Below are 25410 nucleotides of genomic sequence, written 5' to 3' on the forward strand. Positions count from 1 at the left end.
CCGCTTCTTCTCTTACTCCTCGGGGGAGTATCTCTTGTCCCAGCAAACGATCCATCGTGCGGTCGAGCCTGCGCCGGCCCGCCGCAGCGGGCTGGTCCTCGCGATCATCCTCACCTGCCAGCTCATGCTCATCCTCGACGCGACCGTGATGAACGTCGCGCTCCCGCGCATCCAGTCCGACCTGGGGTTTTCGGCCACCGGCCTGTCCTGGGTGATGACGGCCTACAGCCTCGTCTTCGGCGGCCTGCTGCTGCTCGGCGGCCGCGCGGGCGACCTGTTCGGGCGGCGCCGGATGTTCGTCGCGGGCACCGCCTTGTTCACGCTCGCGTCGCTGGCCGGCGGGCTCGCCGGCTCGGCCACGCTGCTCATCGCCGCCCGCGTCCTGCAGGGCGTCGGCGCGGCCATGGCGGGCCCGAGCACGTTGGCCCTGGTCACGACCACGTTCTCCGAAGCCAAGGCCCGCGTCCGGGCGCTGGCGCTGTTCTCCGCCATGTCCAGCGGCGGGTTCGCGATCGGCCTGATCGTCGGCGGCCTGCTCACCGAGTGGATCTCGTGGCGCGCGGCGCTGTTCATCAACGTCCCGTTCGGCCTGGCGATCGTGCTGCTCGCGCCGCGGTTCGTGCCCGAGCCGCAGCGCCGGCCCGCGCACCTCGACCTGCCCGGCGCGGTCACCGGCACCCTCGGCGTCGGCTCGCTCGTGTTCGCCTTCACCCACGCGGCGTCCGACGGCTGGGGCAACCGCGTGACGCTCGGCTCGCTCGCCGGCGGGCTCGCGCTGCTGGCCGCGTTCGTCGCGATCGAAGCCCGCACGGCCACGCCGTTGGTGCCCTTGCGCCTGTTCGCCGACCGCAACCGCAGCGCGGCCTACGTCAACTTCTTCCTCGGCCCGATGGCCATGATGTCGATGTTCTTCTTCCTCACCCAGTTCATGCAGGACATCCGGCACTTCGCCGCGCTGGCCACCGGCTTCGCGTTCCTGCCGATGGCGGCGCTGATCTTCACGATGAGCCGGCTCGTCCCGCGGCTGCTTCCGCGCTACGGCCCGAAGCCGCTGGCAGTGACGGGCACGCTGCTCATGCTGGCGGGCGTCGGCTGGCTCGCGATGCTGACGACGGACAGCACGTACTTCCCCGCGCTGCTGGGGCCGCTGGTGCTGATGGGGCTCGGCGGCGGGCTGGCGTTCGCGCCGCTCAACGTGATCGTGATGGCGACCGTGCCGAACGAGGACGCGGGCGCCGCGGGCGGTGTGCTGCAGACGATGCAGCAGGTCGGCAGCACGCTGGGACTGGCCGTGCTGGTCACGGTGTTCGGCTCGGTGACCCGCTCGTCGAGCGCGACGGGGGCCGCGCTCACCGTCGACGGGATGACCGCCGCGTTCGCCACGGCCGCGGTGTTCGCGGCGGGCACGGTCCTGGTGGCGCTGACGTTCCGGCGGGTTACAGCTTCCGTCCGGCCTTGACCCGGTGCGTCACGCGGCGCTCGACGAGGAACGAGACGAATGGGACGCAGCCGGCCAGCAGCACGAGCACGGTGCCCTTGATCGACCAGCGGGCCTTGATCGCCAGGTCGATGGTCAGCACCAGGTAGATCATGTACAGCACGCCGTGGATCGGCGAGTAGATCGCCGACGGGGTGGGGTTGCCGAAGCCGTAGCGCAGCACCATCACGAAGCAGAGGCCGAGCAGGCCGACGCCGGTGACGTAGGCGGCGGTGCGGAACCGGACCAGGGGGCCGGTGAGCGGCACCGCCGTCTGGGCGGCACCTTCGGTGCTGGTGGTCATCGGGTCGTCCTCACTCTGCGGCCTGCTGGTCGCGGGCGTTCAGCTCGCGCAGGTAACGGTTGTACGCGGCCAGCTCGTCGTCCTCGTCCGCGGCTTGCACGCCGGGACGGGGACGGGGAGCCGGCACCTCGGGCTTTTCTTCCACCGGGACCTCGGTTTCGGCCTTCTGCCGGAGCTTGCGGATCCGCCAGAACATGAAGGCCGGGAACAGCCCGAAGAGCGGCCACTGCAGGACGTAGCCGAGGTTCTGGAAGGTGCCGTTGGCCGAGGTGAAGCGGTCCCACTGCCACCAGGCGAGCCCGCAGCAGACGAGCAGGCTCACCAGGCAGGTCGCGACGATCGCGATCCGGCGTCCCCAGGAGGAAGAGGCCGGCGGAGGGGAAGCTGGCACGCTCCGACGCTAGCACTGGCCGGCTGAGACCCGGCGCCCGACCGTGATCCGGGTGGCGCCGCTCTCAGCCCAGGTCGGCGCGGGTTTACCAGCACTTGACCCGGGCTCGGGCTTGCTCGCGCACCGACTGGCCGCACTCGCCGACCGGAGCCCTGCCGCTCGGGCGGCCTCCGGGTGCGGCGCGGGTTGTCCCCAGCCGCGGCGGATTGTGGACAACCCGGCCGCCCGGTCGCGAAATCGGGGTTCTCGTCGGTGGGCGCCGATAGACTGGATCCGGGGTCGCCCCCCAGGGACGGGCGGGGGTGTGCGTGTCAGCCTTGCTTGTGCACCGACTGCGCGCCCTTGGCATACCCATCGGCCAAGCCGAAGACCTTCTGCGCGTACTCCGTCGAGTTGTTGTACGACAGGATCCCGGCCCACCACCCACTCGGGCTCGCCATGTCGCGCCCGCCCGCGCACAGGTACCGCGCCGCCGCCAAGGCCGCGTCGTCGATCTGCTGGGGGTCGCCGAGGCCGTCGCCGTTGCCGTCGGAGGCCCACTTGCGCCAAGTGCTCGGGATGAACTGCATCGGGCCGACCGCGCGGTCGACCCCGGGGTCGCCGTCGTAGCGGCCGCCGTCCGTGTCGCCGATCGCCTGGACGCCCGACGAGCCGTCGAGGGGGACGCCGATGATCGGCTTGGACGGGCGGCCGTCGGCGCCGAGCACCGCGCCCGCGTACTGGCCGTGGTTGGACTCGATCCGGCCGATGCCGGCCAGCGTCGCCCAGGAGATCCGGCACTTCGGCTGGTCGGCGCGCATCGCCAGCTCGGCGTTGCCGTACGCGGACAGCGCCCGTGCCGGGACGCCGGTGACCGCGGCGACCTGGTTCGCCCACTGGGAAAGCGTCGCCGGCCCTGTGTTGCGGGCCTGCTGGGGAGACGTCTGCTGGTCGGCCCCGCCCGCGACGGCACCGCCGGCCGGGGCGACCGACCCCGGGCGGACGTCGGCCGCCTTGACCTGCAGGGCGGGGATCTCGGTGGTGAGGGGGCTCGCCTCCGGCGTCGACGCGCGGGTGACGAGCCAGACCCCGCCGCCGGCCACGGCCAGCACGGCGAGGACCACGATCAGCCGGGTAAGCACCGCCACGCCCGAAGAGCGCGGCGCCGGTGCCGGTGCGGCGGGGGCGGCTTCCTCGACGCTCGCGTCGATCGGGTCGTCCTCGTTCTTTCCGGTCCTGATGCGCACGAAACTCCGGTCCTCCAGCGTGTGTCGACGAAGTGTCAACGAGCCCGCGCAGGTTAGCGTTACGCGGGTCGTCCCGATCGTCTCACCACGCCGGTTCACCCGGCCGAGTGGAAAGGTCAGGCGGACTTCTGCTGCCGCGCGAGGCGCGCGACGCACCAGGCCGGGGCGCTGCCGCGGCGGAGGTGCTGCAGGACGGTCATCGGCCCGAGCCGACGGCTCAGGTCGGACGGCGCGAGGCCGGCCGCCCGGTAGTCGAGGGCCCGCTGGTCGAGCGGGCTGAGGCCGGCGTCCCACCACTCCTCGGCCTCGGCGACGCCGCCGACCATCTGCCACCAGCCCGCGGCGGCGATGAGGAGCTCTTCCGGCACTTCCGGCAGCCGGCGCCGCATTGCGTCGAGGTAGCCGGGGTCGGCCGACTCGACCGGGACGAACCGCTTTTGCCCGGACCGGGCTCGCTGGCCGGGGATGCCCGGGGCCTGCGCCGGCGCGTCCGCCAGCCACGCGGACGCGATGCGGTCGACCTCCTGCTCTTCGGGGGTCTGCTCGCGCTCGGCGGCCCATTGCCGGATCAGCGCGTCCACTCCGGGATCTCCGGTCATCCCTGCCTCCTTGTAGGTCCCCGACGGACAGGCCCTGACACCTGTTCCACGCGGTGGTGCCGCACGCACCAACCTGCACCTTGCTGAGTGGAAACTGCCTGCGTACCGGGGGTCTCCGGGGGAAGGGCGAACCACCCGATCACGCAATGTGAGCACCGTAGGGCCGGGGTGGTCTCCTTCGCCAGACCCCCGCAGGCACGAATTCGCCGACCTGCGCGTTTTCGGCCGCAATCCACCCGGATGGTCGAGTGTTCGGTCCGGAATCCGAGATTCGTGACACTCAGTGATTTACCGTCCGCTAACACACAGGGTGACGACCGGCGCCGCCCGATGCGGTACCGGTGAGAGGGCTTCCGAAGGTCAGGAGAAGAGCGACCGGAAGAACGTGACGATCGCTTCCGCGCCGTCCTTGAGCCAGCCGAGAACGCGGTGCACGAAGTCGGCGGACTGGTTGGGCTGGGTGATCAGGAAGAAGAGCACGAGGGCGACCACGCCCACGATGAGTACTTTCTTCATGCCGCTCGACATGTGCTTCCTCCCCGGCTCGCCGTCCCCGTCCTGGGAGTGGCCACGCCAATACTGTAGGGAAGGCGTGCCCCGAAGACACCCTGACCAACCCCCGATCACCCTCGACCGACCCACCACCCAGCCCGAGGAGCGGCGATGACCCGGAACGTGCTGGTCGAGCGAGACGGCGAAGTGACGACGGTCACCATCGACCGACCGGCCGCCCGCAACGCCGTCGACGGGCCGACGGCGGCCGAGCTGGCGGAGGCGTTCCGCGGGTTCGACGCGGACCCCGATGCGGCCGTCGCGGTCCTCACCGGATCGGGTGGCGCCTTCTGCGCGGGCGCGGATCTCAAGGCGATCGGCACCGACCGGATGAACCGCACTCACCCGGACGGGGACGGCCCGATGGGCCCGACCCGGCTGCGGCTGTCGAAGCCGGTGATCGCGGCGGTGCACGGCCACGCCGTCGCGGGCGGGCTGGAGCTGGCGCTGTGGTGCGACCTGCGGGTCGCGGACGCCACGGCCGTGTTCGGGGTGTTCTGCCGCCGCTGGGGCGTGCCGCTGATCGACGGCGGCACGGTGCGGCTGCCGCGGCTGATCGGCCAGCCACGCGCGATGGACCTGATCCTGACGGGCCGGCCGGTCGACGCCGCCGAAGCGTTCTCGATCGGCTTGGCGAACCGCCTGGTCCCGGCGGGTGAAGCGGTTTCCGCGGCGCAGGAGCTGGCGCGGCAGATCGCCGCGTTCCCGCAGGCGTGCCTGCGCGGCGACCGCCTGTCGGCGCTCGAGCAATGGGGACAGTCCGAAGAGGACGCCCTCGCGACGGAGTTCCGCGCGGCGATGGGCGCGGGCGTCCTGGCGTCCGAGGCGGTCGACGGCGCGGCCCGCTTCGCCGGCGGCGAGGGCAGGCACGGCAGTTTCGCGTGATGCCCGCAGAGTCACGGTTGATGCTTCGACCGGGTGGATCGCTTGATACCGGGGTGGTTCCGGTCAAGCGGCCGATAAGGTCGGCCGATGGACGACGATGTTCCGAGAGTCGCGCTCCGGCCCGTGGCCGAAGGCGATCTCGATCTCCTGGAACGGCTGACCAACGATCCCGTCGCCGCCGGGGAGCACCAGTGGTTCGGCTGGCACGACCCCGGCTTCCTGCGCCGCCGCTGGCAGGAGACCGGCATGCTCACCGCCGAGACCGGCATGCTCGTGCCGACGCTCGACGGCCGCGTGCTCGGTCTCGTTTCGTGGCACCGCAGCCGGAGCGGGCCGGCGTCCTACTGCTGGAACGCCGGCCTCGTCCTGGCGCCGGAAGCACGCGGCCACGGCTACGGCACCCAGGCCCAGCGCCTGCTCGTCGAGTACCTCTTCGCCCACACCCAGCTCAACCGGGTCGAAGCGACGACCGAAGTCGGCAACCGCGCCGAACAACGCTCGCTCGAGAAAGCCGGCTTCACGCGCGAAGGCGTGCTTCGCGGCTACGACTTCCGGGACGGCGAGTGGCGCGACCACGTCATCTACTCGGTCGTGCGCTCCGACCTGGCGAAGAGCTAGAGCCTGTTTCAATGTCGTAGCCACTCGTTGATCGCCGCGATGTGCACGGTCGCCTCGTAGCGAACCGCGAGTTTGTCGAACCGTGTGGCGACGCCTCGGTTGCGTTTGAGCCGGTTGATGCCGCACTCGACCGCGTGCCGTTGCTTGTAGATCTCTGGGTCGAATGCTGGTGGCCGCCCACCGGCCCGGCCGCGGTTGCGGCGATGCCGGACTTGATCAGAGGGCTGGGGAATCGTGCACGCGATCCCGCGCCGCCGCAGATAGGCCCGGTTGGCGCGGGAACTGTAGGCCTTGTCCGCCAGGACACGATCCGGCCGGGTCCGGGCTCGCCCACCACCAACCCGGGCGACCCGGACCCTGGCCAGCACCGCCTCGAACTGCGGTGAATCACCACGTTGACCGGCGGTCACCAGCAACGACAGTGGTTTCTGGCCTTGCTCGGTGGCCAGATGCAGCTTGGTCGTCCAGCCTCCCCGCGACCGGCCCAGCGCGTGGTCGGCCGGTTCGGGCTCGCCGATACCGCCTGGCGGTTCTTTCTGCAGGTCGCCCTCGATGCGGGCGCCTGCGGCATGCTGGTGCGCCCGGTTGATCGTGGAATCCACGCTCACCTCCCAGGTGATCAACCCGGCGGCGTCGGCCCGAGTCTGCAACGCCGCCAAGATCAACGCCCACACACCAGCGCGCTGCCAGCGCCGGAACAAGCCATAGACGGTTTGCCAGCAGCCATACACAGGTGGGACGTCACGCCACGGCGAACCGACACGAACCCGCCAGCGGATACCGTCCAAAAGCTGGCGTTTACTCCACAGTGGCGGGCGGCCGGGCTTCTTGCCGACAGGCAGCAGCGGTTCCAGGATCGCCCACTGCGCGTCGGTCAGATCGGCTCGCCCCGTCGCCGCTAGGCTGGGCACGAGGTCTCCGGTGTACTTGATCAGCTTGGTCGTTGATCGGTCTACCGGAGACCTCGTCTATCTCACCCAAGACACGCCACACCCCACAACGCCGACCACAAGCTCCGCTGGTCAGCACATCAAAACAGGCTCTAGGCGATCACGCCCGCCGAACGCAGGGCGTCGAAGTCCGTGACGCCCAGCTCGGCGAGCACCGCTTCGGTGTCGGATCCCTTGGGGCGCGGGGCTTCCGGCGTCTCGGGCGGGGTGCGGTCGAACCGCGGGGCCGGCGCGGGCTGGGCCATGCCCCCGATCTCGACGAACGTGCCGCGCGCCGCGTTGTGCGGGTGGTGCGGAGCCTCCGCAGGCGAGAGCACCGGCGTCAGGCACGCGTCGGTGCCTTCGGCGCGGGCAACGAGGTCGTCGCGGGTGTGCTTGGCGATCGCGCCCGCCACGATCTCGCGCAGCCGTGGCCACTGCGACTTGTCGATGTGCAGCGGCAACTCCGCCGGATCCAGCTCGAGGACCTGCACCAGCGCGCCCCAGAACCGCAGCTCGATCGCGCCGACGGCGACGTACTTGCCGTCCGCGGTTTCGTAGGTGTCGTAGAAGGGCGCGCCGCCGTCGAGCATGTTCTCGCCGCGCTCGTCCGACCACAGGCCGGCCGCCTTGATGCCGTGCAGGCTCGTGGTGAGCAGCGCGGCGCCGTCGACCATCGACGCGTCGACGACCTGGCCGCGCCCCGACGTGTTCCGTTCGTACAGCGCGGCCAGGATGCCCATCGCCAGTAGCAGCCCGCCGCCGCCGAAGTCGCCGACGAGGTTGAGCGGCGGCACCGGCCGCTCGCCCGCGCGCCCGATCGGCTCGAGCGCACCGGCGATGCCGATGTAGTTGATGTCGTGGCCGGCCGCACGGGCCAGCGGCCCGTCCTGGCCCCAGCCGGTCATCCGGCCGTAGACCAGCCGCGGGTTGCGGGCGTGCACGACGTCCGGACCGAGCCCGATCCGTTCCACGACCCCGGGGCGGAAGCCCTCGATGAGCACGTCGGCGGTGTCGCACAGCTTCAGCACCAGCTCGACGCCCTCGGGGGTCTTGGTGTTGATGCCGGCCGACCGGCGGCCGCGGGCGAGCGGGTCGGTCGGGATGCCGAGCACGTCCTCCCCCGGCTGTGCGCGGTCGACGCGGACGACGTCGGCGCCGAGGTCGGCGAGGATCATCGTGGCGAAGGGCCCGGGTGCGAGCCCGGCCAGTTCCACCACCTTCAGGCCGCTGAGCGGACCTGCCTTCATAATCGAGGTCCTAATCAGTTCTGGGAGTGGGCTATCCGGCACACTCCTGGTGGTAGCCGGCCGGCAGGTGAGCACTCGTGGGTCCTGGACGCTTGAGTCCTGATGAAAGACCGTGCCCCTGTCGGTGGCTGGGAGAGTTGATCGCTGCTGGGATGTCGTGCCGCGCGTGGTGGTGGCGTGAGCACTGTGTGATTAGGTCGCTGATGGTTCTCCCCGCCGGCTGCTCAGGGTGATCGAGATCGGGAGGATCGTTGCGGCTGTTCGTAGGGGATGACTGGGCTGAGGACCATCACGATGTGGAGGTGATGGACGGTTCCGGGCGCAGGCTGGCCAAGGCCCGGCTGCCCGAAGGCGTCACGGGGATGGCCCGGCTGCACGCGATGATCGGTGAGCTGACCGGGGACGACACCGACACCCTCGAGGTGCTCGTCGGGATCGAGACCGACCGAGGCCCGTGGATCCGGGCACTGGTCGCTGCCGGATACACGGTGCTGGCGGTCAACCCGTTGCAAGCGGCCAGGTTCCGCGACCGGCTCGGGGTCTCCGGGGCCAAGAGCGACGCCGGTGATGCCCATGTGCTGGCCGACATGGTCCGCACCCACGGCCACGAGCTGCGGCCGGTCGCCGGGGACAGCCCCGAGGCCGAGGCGGTCAAGGTCGTGGCCCGTACTCACAAAACCCTGATCTGGGAACGGACCCGCCACACCCAGCGGCTGCGGCACGCCTTGCGGGACTACTTCCCCGCCGCGCTGATCGCGTTCACCGACCTCGACGCCGCCGACACCCTGGAACTGCTCGGCAAGGCCCCCACCCCGGCCCGGGCCGCCCGGCTGACGATCGCGCAGATCAGCGCCGCGTTGACACGCGCGCGCCGCAAGGACATCGCCGGGAAAGCGGCGGGAATTCAGGCGGCCTTGCGCGCTGAGCACCTGGCCCAGCCCGATGTCGTGGTTGCCGCCTACGCCGCCTCGGTCCAGGCGCTGCTGGCGGTGCTGACTGTCCTGGACGCTCAGGTCAAGACTCTGCAAGGGCAGGTCGAGGCCTATTTTGGGCAGCACCCGGCCGCTGAGATCATCCTGTCCCAGCCTGGTCTGGGATCGGTTCTTGGCGCCCGGGTGCTCGCAGAGTTCGGCGACGACTCCCACCGCTACACCTCGGCCAAGGCCCGCAAGAACTACGCCGGGACTTCCCCGATCACCCGTGCCTCGGGCAAGAAGAAGGTTGCCCTGGCCCGGTTCGTGCACAATGACCGGCTCATCGACGCCCTGATGAGCCAGGCACAGAGCGCGTTGCTGCACTCGCCCGGCGCCCGTGCATACTACGACCGGCAGAAAGCCCGCGGCGCTGGCCACAACGCCGCTCTGCGTCAGCTCGCCAACCGACTCGTCGGTCTTCTCCATGGCTGTCTCACAAACGGCACCCTTTATGACGAGCGGACTGCCTGGTCGCATCACGCCGAGAACGTTGCTGCTTGACATCTACGCTCCTGGGATGTCTTTCAGAGCGAGCGGGAGATGATTTCCTTCATGATTTCGCTGGTGCCGCCGAAGATGCGCGAGATCCGGACGTCGGCCCAGGCGCGCGCGATCGGGTACTCGGTCATGTAGCCGTAGCCGCCGAAGAGCTGCACGCAGTCGTCGATCACCTTGTTGACGCGCTCGGTGGTCCACAGCTTGGCCATCGCCGCGCCCTGGACGTCGAGCTCGCCCTTGAGGTGGCGTTCGATGCACTGGTCGAGGAACGCCCGCGCGACCGCGGCTTCGGTCGCGGCCTCGGCGAGGGTGAACTTGGTGTTCTGGAAGGAGAAGATCGGCCGGCCGAACGCCGTGCGCTCCTTCGTGTACTCCAGCGTGAGGTCGACCGCTGCCTCCAGCCCGGCCACCGCGGTGACGGCGATGATCAGCCGTTCCTGCGGCAGCTGCAGCATCAGCTGGAAGAAGCCCTGCCCCTCGGCGTCGCCAAGGAGGTTGGCGGCGGGCACGCGGACGTCGTCGAAGAACAGCTCGGCGGTGTCCTGGCCCTTGAGGCCGACCTTGTCCAGGACGCGGCCGCGGCGGAAGCCCGGCGTGTCCGTCTCGACCACGATCAGCGAGACGCCCTGCGCGCCCGCGTCCGGGTCGGTCTTCACCGCGACGACCACGAGGTCGGCGTGGAAACCGTTGGTGATGAACGTCTTCGCGCCGTTGATGACGTAGTGGTCGCCGTCGCGCACCGCGCGGGTCTTGATGCCCTGCAGGTCGGAGCCGGTGCCGGGTTCGGTCATCGCGATCGCGCCGACCATCTCGCCGGTGGCGAGCTTCGGCAGCCACTCGCGCTTCTTCTCTTCCGCGGCGTAGGCGAGCAGGTAGTGCGCGACGATTCCGTTGTGGACGGTCACGCCCCACGCGCTGTCGCCGGCGCGGGCCTGCTCTTCGTAGAGCACGGCTTCGTGGGCGAAGGTGCCGCCACCGCCGCCGTACTCCTCGGGGATCGACAGGCACAGCAGGCCGACGTCGCCGGCCTTGGTCCACAGCTCGCGGTCGACCTTCTTCTCGGCGGCCCAGCGTTCCTGGTGCGGGACGGCCTCCTTCTGCAGGAACGACCGCGACAGCTCGCGGAGGTCTTCGAGCTCGGTCGTGCTCCAGGAGCTCTTCGGGAGTTGCAGCGGCACGGGACCCTCCTGCTGGAAAACATGACGAACAGCATGTAAGTTCTCTGCGGAATGTACATCCGTACCGGCCTGTAGGTAAAGCAGGGAGGCCGCGGTGACCGAGACGGCGCACCGGACCCAGGCGCAGCGGCGCGAACAGACCCGCACGGCGCTGCTCGACGCGACCATCGACTGCCTGGTGGACGTCGGCTACGCGCGCACGTCGGTGCAGGAGATCTGCGCCAGGGCGGGCGTGTCGAAGGGCGCGGTGCAGCACCACTTCACCGCGAAGGCCGAGCTGATGGCGGCCGCCGTCGAGCACCTGACGACGAAGCTGCGGCGCCAGCTCGCGGCGTCGCTCGACGAGCTGCCCAGCGGCGGCACCGGCGTCGCGGCGGCGATCGACCTGCTCTGGGCCGGGTACTCGGGCACGCTCTCGACCGCCGTCACCGAGCTGTGGGTCGCCGCCCGCACCGACCCCGAGCTGCGCGCGGCCATCCGCCCGGTCGACCGCGCGCTCGGCCGCGCCACGCTCGAGCACGTCACGCAGGTCGCCGGCGAGCTGCCGCCCGAACGTGCGGAGATGCTGTTCTGGCTCACCGTGAACCTGACCCGCGGGCTGGCGCTGGACGCCGAGCTCGGCGGCGACCCGAAGCGGCGGCGGCAGCTGCTCGAAGAGTGGAAGCGGATCGCGGTCCTGCTCTACCAGGACGCAGCCACTGCGCCAAGCTGACCAGCCGAGCTCGGCAAGGGCCGAAACACCCCTTATCCCGCAGGCGGATTCGTGGTCCAATCCCCCGGAAGAGGGGAGCACCGATGACCGCCAGCCCGTACCAGAACCCCTACGGCCCTCCCCCGGCACCGCCCCGGCCGCCCGCGGAGGCCGGCGCGCGCCTCCGGCTCGTGGCCGGGATCGTCGGCGTCCTCGCCGCGGTGGCCGTGCTGGCCGGGTCGTTCCTGCCGCAGACGAAGTTCGAGCAGCTCGTCAGCGGCAAGACCGACAGCAGCCAGACGGTCAGCGCCTGGACGCGTTCCTTCGACGTCGAACCCAGCGCCGAGGCGAAGAAGTTCTACGAGAACACCCACGTCGCGCACTACGGCATCCCGCTGTCGGTCGGCGCGCTGGTGCTGCTGGCCGGCGCCGGGCTGGCGTTCGCGGGCGCGCGGCGCTCGGCGGGCACCGGCGTGCGCTCGAGCGCCCGGACGGCCCTGGTGGCCGGGGGCGCGGGCGTGGCCGCGGCGGTGTGGATGCTCGGCATGGACGTCTCGGCGACCTTGAGCTACGAGTCCGACGACGGCACGATCAAGTCCGTCTATTCGACCGGTATCGGGTTCTGGGTGCTGCTCGGCGGCGGTGCCCTCGGCGTCGTCACGCTGGTCCTCGCGGTGCTGGCCGGACGGCGGGCGCCGGTGGCCGCGCCGATCGGGCCGCCACCGGGGTACGGCGGGCCCTACCAGCAGCAGCGGCCGTATCCGGGACCGCCACAGCAGTACGCCCAGCCGTATCCGGGCGCGCAGCCGTACGGCGGCGGGCCGCAGCCGTACCCGGGTGCCCCGACGTCACAGCCGTTCCCAGCCCAGGGTGGGCCGGTTTCCCAGCCGTTCCCGGCGCAGAGCGGACCTTCTTCGCAGCCGTTCCCGGCGCAGTCCGGCGAAGTGTCCCCACCCGCGCAGGCCGGCGGGTTGTCGCCGCGGCTCGACGACCCCTACGGCGGCGTGACGCAGGCCCAGACCCACCCCGGCCAGGAATCGCCGTCGCCGACGGAGCCGAACTACCAGCTCCCGCCGCTGAACCCACCCAATACGTGAAACTTATTCACATCAGACTGGACACCTGACGTACCGGCGGTATGGTGTACTCGTCGGTAACCCCTGCGCGGCGTCGTGCCGGACTCCGGACGCCGCGGAACGGAGACGTCATGACCAGCACGACCCCCGCGAACGCAGTCGAAGACACCCCGTTGCCGCCGACGGTCGGCGGCGTCGCCGGGGCGCCCGGCTCGACGCGGGCGGCCCAGCTCGTCGCCCGCGTGGCCGGCGGTGCCGACTCGGCGCCGATCCGGATGCACGCGCCCTTCACCGGGCAGCCGATCGCGACGCTGCCCCAGGCCACCGACGCCGACGTCCGCGCGGTGTTCGCCGGCGCGCGCACGGCCCAGCGCGCCTGGGCGGACCGCTCCCCCGCCGAGCGCGCCCGCGTCCTCACCCGGCTGCACGGCCTGGTGCTCGCCCGGCAGGACGAGGTCCTCGACCTGGTCCAGGTCGAGGCGGGCAAGGCGCGGCTCGACGCGTTCGACGAGGTCAGCGCGACCGCGCTGGTCGCGGCCTACTACGGCAAGCACGCCGCGAAGATCCTCGCCCCACGCCGCGTCGCCGGCGTCATCCCCGGACTGACCCGCGCCGGCGAGATCCGGCACCCCAAGGGCGTCGTCGGCGTCATCTCGCCGTGGAACTACCCCCTCGCGCTCACCGCGATGGACGTCCTCCCGGCGCTGGCCGCCGGGAACGCCGTGGTGCAGAAGCCGGACAACCAGACCGCGCTCTCCGCGCTGTGGCTGCACGAGCTCGCCGAGGAGGCCGGCCTGCCGGCCGGGACCTGGCAGATCGTGCTCGGCCGTGGCTCGAAGATCGGCACGGCGCTGGTCGAGGAGTCGGACTACCTGTGCTTCACGGGTTCCACGCCGACCGGCAAGGAGCTGGCCGGTCAGGTGGCGAAGCGGCTGACGTCGTACTCGCTGGAGCTGGGCGGCAAGAACCCGATGATCGTGCTTCCCGACGCCGACATCGCGAAGGCCGCGACGGGCGCGGTGACCGCGTGCTTCTCCTCGGCGGGCCAGCTGTGCGTGTCGGTCGAGCGGATCTACGTCCACGAATCCGTCCGCGACGAGTTCACCCGGGCGTTCGTCGCGCGGACGGCGGCGCTGAAGCTCGGCGGCGCGCTGGACTACCACGTCCAGATGGGGTCGCTGACGTCGGAAGAACAGCTCGCCGCCGTGTCGGCGCACGTCGAGGACGCCCGTGCGAAGGGCGCGTCGGTACTCACCGGCGGGCGCGCCCGGCCCGACCTCGGGCCCCTGTTCTACGAGCCGACGGTCCTTTCCGGCGTCACCCCGGACATGGCGCCGTTCGCGGAGGAGACGTTCGGGCCGGTCGTCTCGGTCTACGGCTACACCGACGTCACCGAGGCCATCGACCGGGCCAACGACACGCCGTTCGGGCTCAACGCCAGCGTCTGGTCGCGCAACGGCCGCGCGGGCTGGGCGGTCGCGGCGCGCCTCAAGGCCGGGACGGTCAACGTCAACGAGGGTTACGCGGCGACGTTCGGCAGTGTCGCCGTCCCGATGGGCGGCATGAAGGACTCCGGCGTCGGCCGCCGCAACGGCGCCGAGGGCCTGCTGAAGTACACGGAGTCCCAGTCGATCGCGCTGCAGCGCGGCCTCGCTTTGCGGCCGCCGAAGCGGGTCCCGGGTGCGCTGTGGTCGAAGGGCATGACGCTGGGCCTCAAGGCCCTCCGCCGCCTCCCCCGCTGACGGAACCCGTAACTCGCGTGATCCGGGCCGGAACTCGCGTGATCAGCGCCGTAACGGCTTCAATCACGCGAGTTCCGGCTTCAATCACGCAAGTTACGAGCCTGATCACGCGTGTTCGGCCGTCGGGGCGGTGAGGAGGCCGCGGTCGTAGGCGATCGCCACCGCTTCCGCGCGGCGGCTCGCGCCGAGTTTCGCCATCACCCGCGAGAGGTGGACGCTGACCGTCTTCTCGCTGATGTACAGCTCTTCGCCGACCTGGCGGTTCGTGCGGCCCAGGGCCACGCGCTCGAGGACGTCGCGCTCGCGGTCGGTCAGCGGGTCGGCCACCGTGCGGACCGGGGCCGGGGGCTCGGCGCCCGGCAGCTCGACCCGGGCGCGGTGCCCGAGGTCGCGGACGGCGTCGCGCAGCGGGATCGCCCCGAGGCGGACCGCCGCCGCGTGGGCCGACTCGAGGGCGGTGCGCGCGTCGCCGTCGTCCGCGGCCAGGCGGGCTTCGGCTTCGTGCCAACGGCAGATCGCCTGCTCGTACACGGCGCCGTAGCCGAACGCCTCCGCCGCGGCCGCCCACTTCTCCGCGTCGCCGCGGCCGGACAGACACGACGCCGCCGCCTCGAGCCGGGCCAGCCACGCGCGGCCCTCGGGCCCGAGCGTGCCCGACCGCGGCTGCCCGACGACCGAGCTCATCCGGCCGTGCGCCAGCATCCGCTCGCCCGCCGCCACCGCGGCGTCGGCCGTGGCCTGGTCGCCGCGGACCCGGGCGTCGGCGGCCAATGCGGCCGCGGCGGTCACGCCGACCGCCGCCACCCGGATGCCGGCCAGCAGGCCGGGTTCGATCCGCTCCAGCCAGCCGATGAGGTCCTCGGCCCGGCGCACCGCCTCGGCGTGGTCGCCCCGCCAGTACGCCAGCTGGATGCCCGCGTCCCCGACCGACAGCGGGATCTGCATGTCCGCGGTCCAGTGCTGCCGCAGGCCCGTGACGAGCTTCGCGGCTTCGTCGAACCGCCCGCGCGCGACGACGAACAGCGACCAGATGGCCAGGATCCGCGCGGCGACCGCGCTGGACACCCCGCGCCCGGCACGGCCGGCGCTCTCGTCCGGCCAGTCGCCCATCAGGTACCGCAGCATCAGCTGCCGGGCCCGCAGCTCGAGCCCGTAGACGCTCCAGCTCAGCCCGGCTTCCTCGGCGCGGGCGACGCCGCGCCCGGCCTCGTCGAGCGCTTCGGCGAACTCGGCCTGGTCGTCGTAGCTCAGCGCGAGGAAGTAGGTCGCGCGGATCTCGGTGTTCGGGGCCCCGGCGTCCCGCGCCTTGCGCTGGGCCTTGCGCAGCCACTCGCGGGCCTCGGCGGCGTCGCCCGCCGAGTCGGCCAGCGTCCCCAGCGTGATCAGCGCCGACGCCTCCGCGCCCGCCGCCGCGACGGCCTGCGCGTCGGCGACCGCGGTGCGCGCGCTGTCCAGCGCCGCCTCCGGCTGTTCGAGGATCCGCAGGAACCCGGCCCGGCTGGCCAGCACCCAGGCCCGCGTCCCGCTCGGCTCGGCGTCCTTCACCAGGTCCCAGGCCCGGTCGATGGCGGCCGTCGCTTCCTCGATGGTGCCTTCCAGCGCGAGCAGCGCCTCCGCCAGCCGGCGCCACGTCCGGGCCGCGCGGTCGGCCGGCGTGTCCGGTTTCAGGGCTTGGGTGGCCGACCGCGCGAAGGCCGCGGCCCGCTCGGGCTCTCCGGACGTGCCCGCGAAGTAGGACGCCTCGTGCAGCAGCCGCAGCTCGTCGAACCCCTCCGGCCGGTCGGCCGGGGCGACCGCGTCCCAGATGGACAGCGCCTGCTCGACGTGCTGCAGCGCCGACCCGGGCGCGCCGAGCTTCTCGGCCTCGTCCATCGCGCGCAGCAACGCCGGCAGCGCCGTGACGAGGTCGCTGCTCTGCATCGAGTGGTAGGCCAGCTTCGCGTCGTGCCCGCGGCCCTGCGGGCGCGCCCGGATCCGGGCCGCGTACGCCGCGTGCGTGCGCGACCGCTCCCCCGGCAGCAGGTCGCCGTACACGGCTTCCTGCAGCAACGCGTGCCGGAACGTGTAAGAACCGTCCGAAAGCACCACCAGGACGTGGTGCTGGACCGCTTCGCGCAGCGCTTCGTCGAGCTCCAGCTCCCCCACCCCGGAGATCTCGGCGAGCGCGGCGTGCATCACCGGCTCGTTCGCCACCGAGATCACCCTGGCCACCCGGCGGGCGTCCGGCGAAAGGCGCTCGAGCCGGGACAGCAGCACCTCGGCGAGCCCGGCGGGCAGGTCGTTGCACTCGGTCTTGGTGGCGAGCAGCTCCTCGGCGAAGAACGGGTTGCCCTCGGAACGCGCGACGATGTCGGCCACGACGTCGGCCGGGAGCGGCTCGTCGGCCAGCGCCTCGACGAACCGGCGGGCATCGGCGGCACCGAACGGGTGCAGGTCGACGCGCTCGACGGTGGCGAGCCGGACCAGCTCCGACAGCAGGCCGCGCAGCGGGTGGCGCCGGTGGACGTCCTCCTCGCGGTAGCTGCCCACGACGAGCAGCCGCTGCGCCCGCAGCCTGCTGAGCAGGAAGGACAGCAGGTTGCGGGTCGAGGCGTCGGCCCAGTGGAGATCCTCGAGGAGGATCACCACCGGGCGCGACTCCGAGATCTCGGTGAGCACCCCCAGTACCGCGTCGAACAACTGCAGCTGACCGAGATCCTGCTCGGGCCGGGGACGCACCATGGTCTCCCGGTCGTTCGAGGTCATCGGCGGGTGTTCGGCTTGGCGCGGTGCTTCCAGGCCCTGGCCCTGCGGCAGCAGCCGCCCGAGCGCGGGCCGGAGCCGCACCGCGGCGGCCACCGCCGGGTCCGCCGAGTTGCCCAGCGGGGCAAGCGCCTCGGCGAACGGAAGATAAGGAAGACCGCCTTCGCGGACGTCGATGCAGCGGCCGGTGAGCAGCAGCCCACCGCAGGCCTCGACGTGCTCGCCCAGTGCGGTCAGCAGCCGGGTCTTGCCGACCCCGGCGTCCCCCGAGAGCAGCACCGCGCCGGCTTCGCCACGTTCTGCCCTGGCGAAGGCGGCGCGGAGCCGCCGCATCTCGTGGGTACGGGCGACGAGCGGGATTCCGGAGCCGAGTCGGGGCACGAGGTGCATTGTTGCCTACCCCACCGACAAGTTCCGCACGCTTATCGCCTTGGACACCATCACCCGCCCCTACCGGGCGGTCTTGCCGACGCCCGCGGTCTCCCGCGTGGCCTCCCGGCGCTCCTGCGCCGGCACCTCGACATCGGTGTGCGCGGCCCGCAGGTGGCGGACGGCGCGGCGGGCGCGGACGGCCCAGGCGCTGCGCCCGGCCTTCCGCAGTTCTTCGGCCCGGTAGGCCGCTTCGGCTCGGACCGCGTCGAGCAGCAGATCGCTGTGCATCGTGTTCCCCTTTGTCCCCGAGTTCTCCGGTTGGTAGCACTCAGGTTCGTCCTGAGGGGGGCCCTCAGGCATCGGGTGATCACGCAGCCCTGCCCGCGAAAAGACCCCTTACTCCCGGCCGAGCCCAGCTCGGCGGGGGTAAGGGGTCTTCGAAACCGCCTCAGTCACGCGCCGGGCCGCCGGGCCGCACCGCGGCCAGCAGCCCCCGCCAGCCCGATGCGGGCAGGCGGAACGCACCACCTTCGGGGTCCTTCGAGTCGCGCACGGCGGCGCCGCCGGCGACGAACGCGACCTCGACGCAGTCGTTGCCGCCGCCGCTGTGACTGCTCTTGCGCCACCGCGCCTCGGAAAGTTCGGTTTCCATGGTCCCCACTCCCTTACTGTGTCCTCGGTTCCAGATGGTGCACCGGAGCCGGAACGGCCGCCTGTTCGGCGAACCGTCCGGCGGCCTCGGCGATCAGCGCCACCGAGTCGTCCGGCTTCAGTGCGGCCGCGCGCAGATGGTCGAACATCAGCCCGTAGCGCCGGACGTCTGTGGGTTCCTCCAGGTAGAGGCCGCTGGAGGTGCTGTCGTCGACGTAGACGACGTCCGGGTCGGCCTGCTCGGGGAAGCCCATGATCAGGAACGGGCCCTCCATGCCCGGGTGCGCGCCGGCGCCGAACGGCACGACCTGGACGGTCACGTTCGGCTTCTCGGCGACCGCGATCATGCGGTAGAGCTGCTCGGCCATCACCTCGGGGCCGTCGACGACGCGGCGCAGCACGGCTTCGTCCATCACCGCCCAGTACTCCGGCGGCGGGGTGTCGGACAGCAGCTCCTGGCGCGCCATCCGGGCCGCGACGCGCCGGCGGATCTCGGCGTCCTCGGCGTCCGGCCGCAGCGCCCGGATCACCGCGCGGGCGTACCGCTCGGTCTGCAGCAGGCCCGGCACCAGCAGCGCCTGGAACGCGCGCAACGAGCTGGCGTCGGCCTCGAGCCCGACGAACGTGCCGGTGAAGACCTCGTTGTAGGCGTGCCACCAGCCGCGCTTGCGGGCCTCCCTGGCCAGCTGGACGAGCGCCTCCTGCTCGTCGCCGGTGATGCCGTAGAGGGCCAGCATGTCCCGCGCGTCACGCGGGGTGACCCCGACGTGGCCGGTCTCGATGCGGCTGACCTTCGACGCGGAGCACTCGAGCTTTTCGCCCACTTCGTCGATCGTGAGGTCCGCGGCTTCGCGCAGCCGGCGCAGCTCGCCCGCGAGCCTCCGGCGGCGAACCGTGGGGCTCTGTCCCCTTGCCATCGCGCACCTCCGGATGTCGACGGCGTCGTAGCCGTTCGCTTGCTGCCAGTATCCAACATGAACGACCGGGTAATCGCACGGCACCGATTATCCGGCCGGTACGTGCGTCGCTTCTGCAATTTGCAGAATGCTTCTGTATGCTCGCACCCTGCTCTGCGGCAGGCCACGGCCAGGTTCCGACGGGCTTGCCCTCCAGCCCCACCTGAGGCCTGTGAGCAGCGTAGACGATGACTCCGCGGCGCGCCGTGCGGTCGTCGGAAGAAGAGGCCCGGGGCCGTCCCCCGATCGGTCCCGGCCCTCTTCCCCGATCTTGGTGCCCTATTGGCAGATTGATTATTCCGCCCATTCGTCGCCCGTGAGGGTGATTTCCCCACGGACTTCAGAGGACGCGCAAGAGTCCTTCTTGGACGACCGTCGCGATGAGCGTGCCGTCCGCGCCGAAGAACCGGCCCGTGGCCAGGCCGCGGGCGCCGGAGGCGGTCGGGGACGCGCTGTCGTAGAGGAACCACTCGTCGGCGCGGAAGGGCCGGTGGAACCAGAGCGCGTGGTCGAGGCTCGCGCCGAGCACCTTGTCGGTGTCCCAGTAGACGCCGTGGCGCGCGAGCACCGAGTCCAGCAGCGTCATGTCCGAGGCGTAGGTCAGCACGCAGACGTGCAGCAGCTGCTGGTCGGGCAGCTTCCCGTCGGCGCGCATCCACACCTGGTTGCGCGCCGGCCGCTCCCCCGTCTCGCGGGTGACCCACGGCGGCTCGTTGACGTAGCGCAGGTCGATCGGCCGCGGCCGGCTGTGCGCGCCGATCGCGTAGCCCTGGGCGCGTTCCATCAGCGTCGGCAGCGTCTCCGGCGCGGGCACGCCTTCCGGCATCGCCTCGGCGTGCTCGATGCCCGGTTCGTCGGTCTGGAACGACGCCGACAGCGAGAAGATCGCCTTGCCGTGCTGGATCGCGACGACCCGGCGCGTGGTGAACGACCGGCCGTCCCGGATCCGGTCGACCTCGTAGATGATCGGCACGCTGGGGTCGCCGCCGCGGATGAAGTACGCGTGCAGCGAGTGGACCCGGCGTTCCTCGGGGACCGTCCGCCCGGCCGCGACCAGCGCCTGGCCGGCGACCTGCCCGCCGAACACCCGCACCGGCGAGTGGGCTGGCGAGACGCCGCGGAAGATGTTCTCTTCGATCTTTTCCAGGTCGAGGAGCGCGATCAAGCGGTCCAGCACCGGCTGGCCGCCACCCGGGATCTCCAGTTCGGTGGCGGCCGTCCTGGCCAATTCAGTCATGCAGGGAACCTAACAGCGGCGCGAAGCGCCTCCTTTGAGGGCGGTGGTGGGGAGGAAGGCGGAGCCTATGTGCTGAACGGGGGGACGTCCCTTATGCGTGGTCGTCTTCACCGAGGCGGTGCACGTGGATCAGGTTCGTCGAGCCCACGGTGCCCGGCGGCGAGCCGGCGACGATGACGACCAGGTCACCCTTCTGGTACTTGCCCATCTCGAGCATCGCGTGGTCGACCTGCTGGATCATCTGGTCGGTGGACTCCACCCGCGGCACGATGTGGGTGTTGGTGCCCCAGGTCATCGACAGCTGGCTGCGCACGCAGTCCTCCGGCGTGAACGCCAGCAGCGGCAGCCGCGTGTGCAGCCGGGCCAGGCGGCGCACGGTGTCACCGGACTGTGTGAAGGCGACCAGCGCCTTCGCGTTGAGCCGCTCGCCGATGTCGCGCGCGGCGTAGGAGATCACGCCGCGCTTGGTGCGCGGAACGTGCGTCAGCGGCGGGACGACCGGCGAGTCGGTCTCGACCGCCTCGACGATCCGGCCCATCGTCTGCACGGTCTCGATCGGGTACCGGCCGACGCTGGTCTCGCCGGACAGCATCACCGCGTCGGTGCCGTCGAGCACCGCGTTCGCGACGTCGGAGGCCTCGGCGCGGGTCGGCCGGGAGTTGTTGATCATCGACTCGAGCATCTGCGTCGCGACGATGACCGGCTTCGCGTTCTCGCGGCAGATCTGGATGGCGCGCTTCTGCACCAGCGGGACCTGCTCCAGCGGCAGCTCGACGCCGAGGTCGCCGCGGGCGACCATCACCGCGTCGAAGGCCAGCACGATGGCTTCGAGGTTGTAGACGGCTTCGGGCTTCTCGATCTTGGCGACGACCGGCAGCCGGCCCTTGCCGACCCGGTCCATCACCTGGTGGACCAGGTCGATGTCGGCGGGCGAGCGGACGAAGGACAGGGCGATGAAGTCGACGCCCAGCTCGAGGGCGAACTCGAGGTCCTCGATGTCCTTCTCGGACATCGCCGGCACCGAGACGTCCATGCCGGGCAGGGAGACGCCCTTGTTGTTGCTGACGGGACCGCCCTCGGTCACCTCGCAGACCACGTCCGGGCCCTCGACGCCCTTGACCACCAGGCCGACCTTGCCGTCGTCGACGAGCAGCCGGTCGCCGGGCTTGGCGTCCTTCGCCAGGCCCTTGTAGGTGGTCGAGACGCGGTCGTGGGTGCCCGCGACGTCCTCGACGGTGATCCGGACGACATCGCCGGTGTGCCACTCGACCGGGCCACCGGCGAAGGTGCCGAGCCGGATCTTCGGGCCCTGCAGGTCGGCGAGGATGCCGACCGCCCGGCCGCTTTCGGCGGCCGCGGTCCGGATGAGGTCGTAGACCTCCTTGTGGTCGCTGTGGCTGCCGTGGCTGAAGTTCATCCTGGCCACGTCCATGCCAGCGTCGACGAGGGCCCGCATCTTCTCCGGCGTAGCGGTGGCAGGGCCCAGGGTACAAACGATCTTCGCGCGTCGGCTCACGTTCGCATAGCGTAGTCCCTCTCCGCGCGTTCGTCTGTACCGATCCCGAAAAGTTCAGAGAAACTGTTCAGAAACCTGCGGGGTCAGGGGACGCCGTGACAACCGGGGCTAGCCCCCGAAAGCCGCTAACGGCGCGGCTGCTCGCTGGGCCCGACCCGGTCACGGGCCCATTCGTTGAACTCGCGCAACTGCCGCCACGCCTTCCGGACCCGGTCGAGCGCACCCCGCTCGTGCAGGACGTCGTCGGGCTCCCAGCCGCGGATCGCGTACACCGAGCGGTAGCGCAGCAGGTCGAGGCGGGGGTGGTCGGCGTCGAAGCCGCGGGGCTTCGACTTCAGCCGGTCGCCCCGGATCTCCCAGCCGGTCTTCTCGAGCTTCTTCAGGATCTTCGCCAGCGCTTCGCCGTGCAGCTCCGTGTCGACGGCCGTGCGGAAGCGGGCGATCTGGTCGGAGGCCAGGTGGAAGCAGCCGCCGCCGACGCGCAGACCCTCCGGGCCCACCTCGACGTAGTACGCGCCGCCACCACGGCCCTGCTCGACCACTGCGCCACAGTGGGTCTTGTACGGCGTCTTGTCCTTGGCGAAGCGGACGTCGCGGTAGGGGCGGAACACCTTGGGCTCGCCGAAGCCGTCGGAGAACTCCGGGGCGAGCTCGGCGAGCAGCGCCTCCATCGGGGCCCGGACGTCGGACTTGTAGGTCTCGACGTGGTCGTCCCAGTAGGGCTTGGAGTTGTCCTCCACGAGGCCGTCGTAGAAGTCGACGGCGTACTCGCCGAATCCGCTGAACGTCACGACGGGGACGATAATCGGGGGCACCGACAAGTTCTGCCGGTGCCCCCGTGAGGTGCTACTTCGCGACGGCCGTGATCAGCTCGCCGTTGGTGGTGTCACCGGACAGCTCCCAGACCATCGCGCCGCCGAGGCCCTGCTGCTTGGCGTAGGACATCTTCCCGCCGATCGTCGACGGGGTGTCGTAGCTCCACCAGTTGCTGCCGCACTTGGCGTACGCGGTGCCGGCGACCGTGCCGGTCGACGGGCAGGACGTCTTGAGCACCTTGTAGTCCTCGATGCCCTGCTCGTACTTGCCCGCCGCCGGGCCGGTCGCGGTGCCGCCCGGGGCGCTCTGCGTGACGCCGGTCCAGCCGCGGCCGTAGAAGCCGATGCCCAGCAGCAGCTTGCTGGACGGCACGCCCTTGCTCTTCAGCTTCTGGATCGCCGCGTCGGCGTAGAAGCCGGCCGTCGGGATGCCGTTGTAGCTGGTCAGCGGCGAGTGCGGGGCGGTCGGGCCCTGCGCGGCCCAGGCGCCGAAGTAGTCGTAGGTCATGACGTTGTACCAGTCGACGTACTGCGCGGCGCCGCCGTAGTCGGCCGCGTCGAGCTTGCCGCCGCCGGTGCCGTCGGCGGTGATCGCCGAGGTGACGAGCTTCGAGCCGAACTTGGCGCGCAGCGCGGCCATCAGGTTCTTGTACGCCGCGGCACCGCTGGTGTCGCAGCTCAGGCCGCAGGAGTTGGGGTACTCCCAATCGATGTCGATGCCGTCGAAGACGCCGGCCCAGCGCGGGTCGTTGACCAGGTTGTAGCAGGAGTTCGCGAACGCCGCGGGGTTCTGCGCGGCCTGCCCGAAGCCGCCCGACCATGTCCAGCCGCCGAACGACCAGATGACCTTCAGGCCGGGGTGCTTGGCCTTGAGCTTCTTGAGCTGGTTGAAGCTGCCGGCGAGGGGCTGGTCCCAAGTGTCGGCGACGCCGTCGACGCTGCCCGCGGCGTCGTAGGTCTTCTGGTAGTCCGCGTAGGCGTCGCCGATCGCGCAGCCGCCGTTCGTCACGTTGCCGAACGCGTAGTTGATGTGGGTCAGCTTGCTCGCCGAGCCCGACGTCTCGATGTTCTTGACGTGGTAGTTGCGGTCGTAGACACCCCAGTCGGTGAAGTAGCCGACGACCTTGCCGACCGAGGCCTGCGTGGCTTCGGTGGCGGCGGTGGCCACCGGGGCGGTCGCGGCTCCCGCGACCAGGCCCGCGGCGGCGGCTACGGCCAGCAGCGCCGAGAAGCTCTTCCTGCGGAAACGGGACATGCTTTCTCCCTTCGGAGAATTACTCACGGCGACGGAGCCGGAGTGGTGGGGACCACACCACCGTAAGTGGACTAGACCATTAGGTCAATGGTTCAGACCAGATTGGCCGAGTGTGCATGCCTTGACAGGAATATGCGGGGCGAGCACCTTTCAGGGGTGATGCAGACGTTCGAGGTGCTGGCCGAACCCCGCCGCCGCACGATCCTGGACCTGCTGCGCGCCGGCGAGCGCTCGGTCGGCGAGCTGGTCGACGAGCTTTCGCTCAGCCAGCCCGCGGTGTCGAAGCACCTGCGGGTGCTGCGGGAGGCCGGGCTCGTGACGGTCCGGGTGGCGGCGCAGCGGCGGTGCTACGCGCTGCGGCCGGAGCCCTTGGCCGAAGTGGACGCCTGGCTCGCGCCCTACCGCCAGTTCTGGTCGGACCGGCTCGACGCGCTGGAGCGCCGGTTGGACGAGACCGACCCGCGCTGACGAGCCGCTTCGACGTGGCGTTACGCCTGGGGCTCCCCAGCCGGTTCGAACGCGATGCCCGCGGCCGCCGCGCGGCGCTCGCCCCACTCGTACAACGCCGTCAGCGCCGGCCGGAGCTCCTCCCCCACCTCCGTCAGGTGGTACTCCACGTGCGGCACCCGGCCGTCGAGCTCGAGGCGCCGCACGATCCCGTCCGCCGCCAGCTCGCGCAGCTGCTGGGTCAGCATCTTCTCGCTCACCCCCGGCATGCGGCGCCGCAGTTCGCCGTAGCGGTGCGCGCCTTCCTTGAGGTGCGCGAGGATCACCGGCTTCCACTTGCCGCCGATCAGGTCGACCGCCAGCTCCACCGCGCAGTGGTATCGCTTCATCCCGCTCTCCCTACGCACCGGAAAGTACGTGGTTGCCCGGCCGGGCCGCCCCTGGTTGCCTGACCGGGTGATCGTGCCAGAAACCCCGCCGACCCCCACCCTCTACCACTGGGCGGGCGGCCACGAAGCCCTCGTGAAGCTGCTGACGATCTTCTACGGCCACGTCCTGGAAGACCCGCTGCTCGAGCCCGTGTTCCGCGGCATGGACCCGGACCACCCGAAGCACGTCGCGGTCTGGCTCGGCGAGGTGTTCGGCGGGCCGGCCGACTACTCCGCGAGCCACGGCGGCCACGCCCACATGGTCGGGCGCCACCTCGGCCGCGGCATCACGGAGGAGCAGCGCCGCCGGTGGGTGAACCTGCTGCTCGACGCCGCCGACGAGGCCGGCCTGCCCGGTGACCCCGAGTTCCGCGCCGCCCTCGCCGGCTACCTCGAGTGGGGCAGCCGCCTGGCCGTCGTGTTCTCGGCCCCCGGCGCCGAGCCGGACCTCCACGAACCGGTGCCGCGCTGGGACTGGCCGATGCCGCCCTGGCAGCCACCCGCGCCGTAGCCGTCCTGGCCGCACTCGCCCGGACCTGAGACGCCACGAGGGGCACCTTTATGGCGGTGAAAGCCATGAAGGTGCCCCTCATGCGCGCAG

The 25410-nt window shown here is 71.3% G+C and carries 26 protein-coding genes; 9 read left to right on the plus strand and 17 right to left on the minus strand.

What is annotated here, in order from left to right:
* The first annotated feature begins 34 nt into the window (after positions 1-34).
* Positions 35-1459, plus strand: a complete 1425-nt coding sequence (locus OG738_RS42890; RefSeq protein WP_329049711.1) for an MFS transporter — start codon at positions 35-37, stop codon at positions 1457-1459.
* Here OG738_RS42890 and OG738_RS42895 read toward each other — a convergent pair.
* From OG738_RS42895 to OG738_RS42915, 5 genes are all read right to left on the minus strand, one after another.
* The gene (locus OG738_RS42895) at positions 1437-1781 is read right to left on the minus strand and encodes a DUF3817 domain-containing protein (protein ID WP_329049712.1); all 345 of its coding nucleotides are present in this window, start codon (positions 1779-1781) and stop codon (positions 1437-1439) included. The two genes, OG738_RS42890 and OG738_RS42895, sit on opposite strands and share 23 nt — an antisense overlap.
* A gap of 10 nt (positions 1782-1791) precedes the next feature.
* Positions 1792-2172 carry a hypothetical protein gene (locus tag OG738_RS42900; protein WP_442875850.1) on the minus strand — a complete coding sequence of 127 codons (381 nt, stop codon included), beginning with the start codon at positions 2170-2172 and terminating at the stop codon, positions 1792-1794.
* A 311-nt stretch (positions 2173-2483) separates the two neighbouring features.
* Complete coding sequence (locus OG738_RS42905) at positions 2484-3398, minus strand: lytic transglycosylase domain-containing protein (protein ID WP_329049714.1); 915 nt, start codon at positions 3396-3398, stop codon at positions 2484-2486.
* 116 nt (positions 3399-3514) lie between these two features.
* Positions 3515-3997 (minus strand): helix-turn-helix transcriptional regulator, encoded by a 483-nt coding sequence (locus OG738_RS42910; protein ID WP_329049717.1) that lies wholly within the window; start codon positions 3995-3997, stop codon positions 3515-3517.
* Between the two features lie 360 nt (positions 3998-4357).
* Complete coding sequence (locus OG738_RS42915; protein ID WP_167379779.1) at positions 4358-4513, minus strand: hypothetical protein; 156 nt, start codon at positions 4511-4513, stop codon at positions 4358-4360.
* A gap of 147 nt (positions 4514-4660) precedes the next feature.
* Here OG738_RS42915 and OG738_RS42920 point away from each other — a divergent pair, with 147 nt between their 5' ends.
* Both OG738_RS42920 and OG738_RS42925 read left to right on the plus strand, forming a co-directional pair.
* Positions 4661-5434 (plus strand): crotonase/enoyl-CoA hydratase family protein, encoded by a 774-nt coding sequence (locus OG738_RS42920; protein WP_329049719.1) that lies wholly within the window; start codon positions 4661-4663, stop codon positions 5432-5434.
* Between the two features lie 87 nt (positions 5435-5521).
* Positions 5522-6052 carry a GNAT family N-acetyltransferase gene (locus OG738_RS42925; RefSeq protein WP_329049720.1) on the plus strand — a complete coding sequence of 177 codons (531 nt, stop codon included), beginning with the start codon at positions 5522-5524 and terminating at the stop codon, positions 6050-6052.
* Positions 6053-6060: 8 nt separating this feature from the next.
* On the opposite strand, the gene OG738_RS42930 is transcribed toward OG738_RS42925, so the two are convergent.
* Entirely contained in the window at positions 6061-6963 is a 903-nt protein-coding gene (locus tag OG738_RS42930) for an IS5 family transposase (protein ID WP_329044868.1), read from the minus strand.
* A gap of 131 nt (positions 6964-7094) precedes the next feature.
* Positions 7095-8231 carry a CaiB/BaiF CoA transferase family protein gene (locus tag OG738_RS42935; protein ID WP_329049722.1) on the minus strand — a complete coding sequence of 379 codons (1137 nt, stop codon included), beginning with the start codon at positions 8229-8231 and terminating at the stop codon, positions 7095-7097.
* Positions 8232-8482: 251 nt separating this feature from the next.
* Here OG738_RS42935 and OG738_RS42940 point away from each other — a divergent pair, with 251 nt between their 5' ends.
* The gene (locus OG738_RS42940) at positions 8483-9706 is read left to right on the plus strand and encodes an IS110 family transposase (RefSeq protein WP_442875826.1); all 1224 of its coding nucleotides are present in this window, start codon (positions 8483-8485) and stop codon (positions 9704-9706) included.
* A 23-nt stretch (positions 9707-9729) separates the two neighbouring features.
* Here the strand turns inward: OG738_RS42940 and OG738_RS42945 are convergent, their stop codons facing one another.
* A complete protein-coding gene (locus tag OG738_RS42945) occupies positions 9730-10881 on the minus strand; it encodes an acyl-CoA dehydrogenase family protein (RefSeq protein WP_329049723.1) in 1152 nt (383 codons plus the stop codon).
* A gap of 94 nt (positions 10882-10975) precedes the next feature.
* Between OG738_RS42945 and OG738_RS42950 the strand changes: the two genes are divergently transcribed.
* The 3 genes from OG738_RS42950 (at position 10976) to OG738_RS42960 (ending at position 14390) form a co-directional block, all read left to right on the plus strand.
* The gene (locus tag OG738_RS42950; RefSeq protein ID WP_329049725.1) at positions 10976-11593 is read left to right on the plus strand and encodes a TetR/AcrR family transcriptional regulator; all 618 of its coding nucleotides are present in this window, start codon (positions 10976-10978) and stop codon (positions 11591-11593) included.
* An 83-nt stretch (positions 11594-11676) separates the two neighbouring features.
* The gene (locus tag OG738_RS42955) at positions 11677-12669 is read left to right on the plus strand and encodes a hypothetical protein (protein ID WP_329049726.1); all 993 of its coding nucleotides are present in this window, start codon (positions 11677-11679) and stop codon (positions 12667-12669) included.
* Between the two features lie 110 nt (positions 12670-12779).
* Positions 12780-14390, plus strand: a complete 1611-nt coding sequence (locus OG738_RS42960; RefSeq protein WP_329049727.1) for a succinic semialdehyde dehydrogenase — start codon at positions 12780-12782, stop codon at positions 14388-14390.
* 105 nt (positions 14391-14495) lie between these two features.
* On the opposite strand, the gene OG738_RS42965 is transcribed toward OG738_RS42960, so the two are convergent.
* From OG738_RS42965 to OG738_RS43000, 8 genes are all read right to left on the minus strand, one after another.
* Positions 14496-17522, minus strand: coding sequence for a helix-turn-helix transcriptional regulator (locus OG738_RS42965; protein WP_329049729.1), 3027 nt, complete (start codon positions 17520-17522; stop codon positions 14496-14498).
* A gap of 60 nt (positions 17523-17582) precedes the next feature.
* A complete protein-coding gene (locus OG738_RS42970) occupies positions 17583-17792 on the minus strand; it encodes a hypothetical protein (RefSeq protein ID WP_329049731.1) in 210 nt (69 codons plus the stop codon).
* Between the two features lie 160 nt (positions 17793-17952).
* Complete coding sequence (locus OG738_RS42975) at positions 17953-18156, minus strand: DUF397 domain-containing protein (RefSeq protein WP_329049733.1); 204 nt, start codon at positions 18154-18156, stop codon at positions 17953-17955.
* Between the two features lie 13 nt (positions 18157-18169).
* Positions 18170-19072: a helix-turn-helix domain-containing protein gene (locus OG738_RS42980; RefSeq protein ID WP_329049735.1), complete on the minus strand. Its 903-nt coding sequence runs from the start codon at positions 19070-19072 to the stop codon at positions 18170-18172.
* A 379-nt stretch (positions 19073-19451) separates the two neighbouring features.
* Complete coding sequence (locus tag OG738_RS42985; RefSeq protein WP_329049736.1) at positions 19452-20348, minus strand: acyl-CoA thioesterase; 897 nt, start codon at positions 20346-20348, stop codon at positions 19452-19454.
* A 91-nt stretch (positions 20349-20439) separates the two neighbouring features.
* Positions 20440-21864 carry a pyruvate kinase gene (gene pyk / locus OG738_RS42990; RefSeq protein WP_329049738.1) on the minus strand — a complete coding sequence of 475 codons (1425 nt, stop codon included), beginning with the start codon at positions 21862-21864 and terminating at the stop codon, positions 20440-20442.
* Between the two features lie 125 nt (positions 21865-21989).
* On the minus strand, positions 21990-22655 hold the full coding sequence (locus OG738_RS42995) for a DUF2461 domain-containing protein (RefSeq protein WP_329049739.1): 666 nt from the start codon (positions 22653-22655) through the stop codon (positions 21990-21992).
* Between the two features lie 55 nt (positions 22656-22710).
* Positions 22711-23934, minus strand: coding sequence for a glycoside hydrolase family 18 protein (locus OG738_RS43000; RefSeq protein ID WP_329049740.1), 1224 nt, complete (start codon positions 23932-23934; stop codon positions 22711-22713).
* A 159-nt stretch (positions 23935-24093) separates the two neighbouring features.
* Between OG738_RS43000 and OG738_RS43005 the strand changes: the two genes are divergently transcribed.
* Complete coding sequence (locus OG738_RS43005) at positions 24094-24402, plus strand: ArsR/SmtB family transcription factor (RefSeq protein ID WP_329057039.1); 309 nt, start codon at positions 24094-24096, stop codon at positions 24400-24402.
* Positions 24403-24422: 20 nt separating this feature from the next.
* On the opposite strand, the gene OG738_RS43010 is transcribed toward OG738_RS43005, so the two are convergent.
* The gene (locus tag OG738_RS43010; RefSeq protein WP_329049742.1) at positions 24423-24770 is read right to left on the minus strand and encodes a winged helix-turn-helix transcriptional regulator; all 348 of its coding nucleotides are present in this window, start codon (positions 24768-24770) and stop codon (positions 24423-24425) included.
* Positions 24771-24837: 67 nt separating this feature from the next.
* On the opposite strand from OG738_RS43010, the gene OG738_RS43015 reads away from it, so the two are divergent.
* Positions 24838-25320, plus strand: coding sequence for a group II truncated hemoglobin (locus OG738_RS43015; protein ID WP_329049743.1), 483 nt, complete (start codon positions 24838-24840; stop codon positions 25318-25320).
* The last annotated feature ends 90 nt before the right edge of the window (positions 25321-25410 follow it).

This window comes from Amycolatopsis sp. NBC_01488 (assembly GCF_036227105.1).
Taxonomy (GTDB): Bacteria; Actinomycetota; Actinomycetes; order Mycobacteriales; family Pseudonocardiaceae; genus Amycolatopsis.

Bases quoted from the DNA above. Each gene is read 5' to 3' on its own strand.
- OG738_RS42970 (WP_329049731.1), bottom strand. From the start codon at position 17,792: ATGCACAGCGATCTGCTGCTCGACGCGGTCCGAGCCGAAGCGGCCTAC.
- OG738_RS42965 (WP_329049729.1), bottom strand. From the start codon at position 17,522: ATGCACCTCGTGCCCCGACTCGGCTCCGGAATCCCGCTCGTCGCCCGT.
- OG738_RS43005 (WP_329057039.1), top strand. From the start codon at position 24,094: ATGCAGACGTTCGAGGTGCTGGCCGAACCCCGCCGCCGCACGATCCTG.
- OG738_RS42985 (WP_329049736.1), bottom strand. From the start codon at position 20,348: ATGACTGAATTGGCCAGGACGGCCGCCACCGAACTGGAGATCCCGGGT.
- OG738_RS42910 (WP_329049717.1), bottom strand. From the start codon at position 3,997: ATGACCGGAGATCCCGGAGTGGACGCGCTGATCCGGCAATGGGCCGCC.
- OG738_RS43000 (WP_329049740.1), bottom strand. From the start codon at position 23,934: ATGTCCCGTTTCCGCAGGAAGAGCTTCTCGGCGCTGCTGGCCGTAGCC.
- OG738_RS43010 (WP_329049742.1), bottom strand. From the start codon at position 24,770: ATGAAGCGATACCACTGCGCGGTGGAGCTGGCGGTCGACCTGATCGGC.
- OG738_RS42920 (WP_329049719.1), top strand. From the start codon at position 4,661: ATGACCCGGAACGTGCTGGTCGAGCGAGACGGCGAAGTGACGACGGTC.
- OG738_RS42960 (WP_329049727.1), top strand. From the start codon at position 12,780: ATGACCAGCACGACCCCCGCGAACGCAGTCGAAGACACCCCGTTGCCG.
- OG738_RS42925 (WP_329049720.1), top strand. From the start codon at position 5,522: ATGGACGACGATGTTCCGAGAGTCGCGCTCCGGCCCGTGGCCGAAGGC.
- OG738_RS42980 (WP_329049735.1), bottom strand. From the start codon at position 19,072: ATGGCAAGGGGACAGAGCCCCACGGTTCGCCGCCGGAGGCTCGCGGGC.
- OG738_RS42915 (WP_167379779.1), bottom strand. From the start codon at position 4,513: ATGAAGAAAGTACTCATCGTGGGCGTGGTCGCCCTCGTGCTCTTCTTC.
- OG738_RS42935 (WP_329049722.1), bottom strand. From the start codon at position 8,231: ATGAAGGCAGGTCCGCTCAGCGGCCTGAAGGTGGTGGAACTGGCCGGG.
- OG738_RS42955 (WP_329049726.1), top strand. From the start codon at position 11,677: ATGACCGCCAGCCCGTACCAGAACCCCTACGGCCCTCCCCCGGCACCG.
- OG738_RS42975 (WP_329049733.1), bottom strand. From the start codon at position 18,156: ATGGAAACCGAACTTTCCGAGGCGCGGTGGCGCAAGAGCAGTCACAGC.
- OG738_RS42895 (WP_329049712.1), bottom strand. From the start codon at position 1,781: ATGACCACCAGCACCGAAGGTGCCGCCCAGACGGCGGTGCCGCTCACC.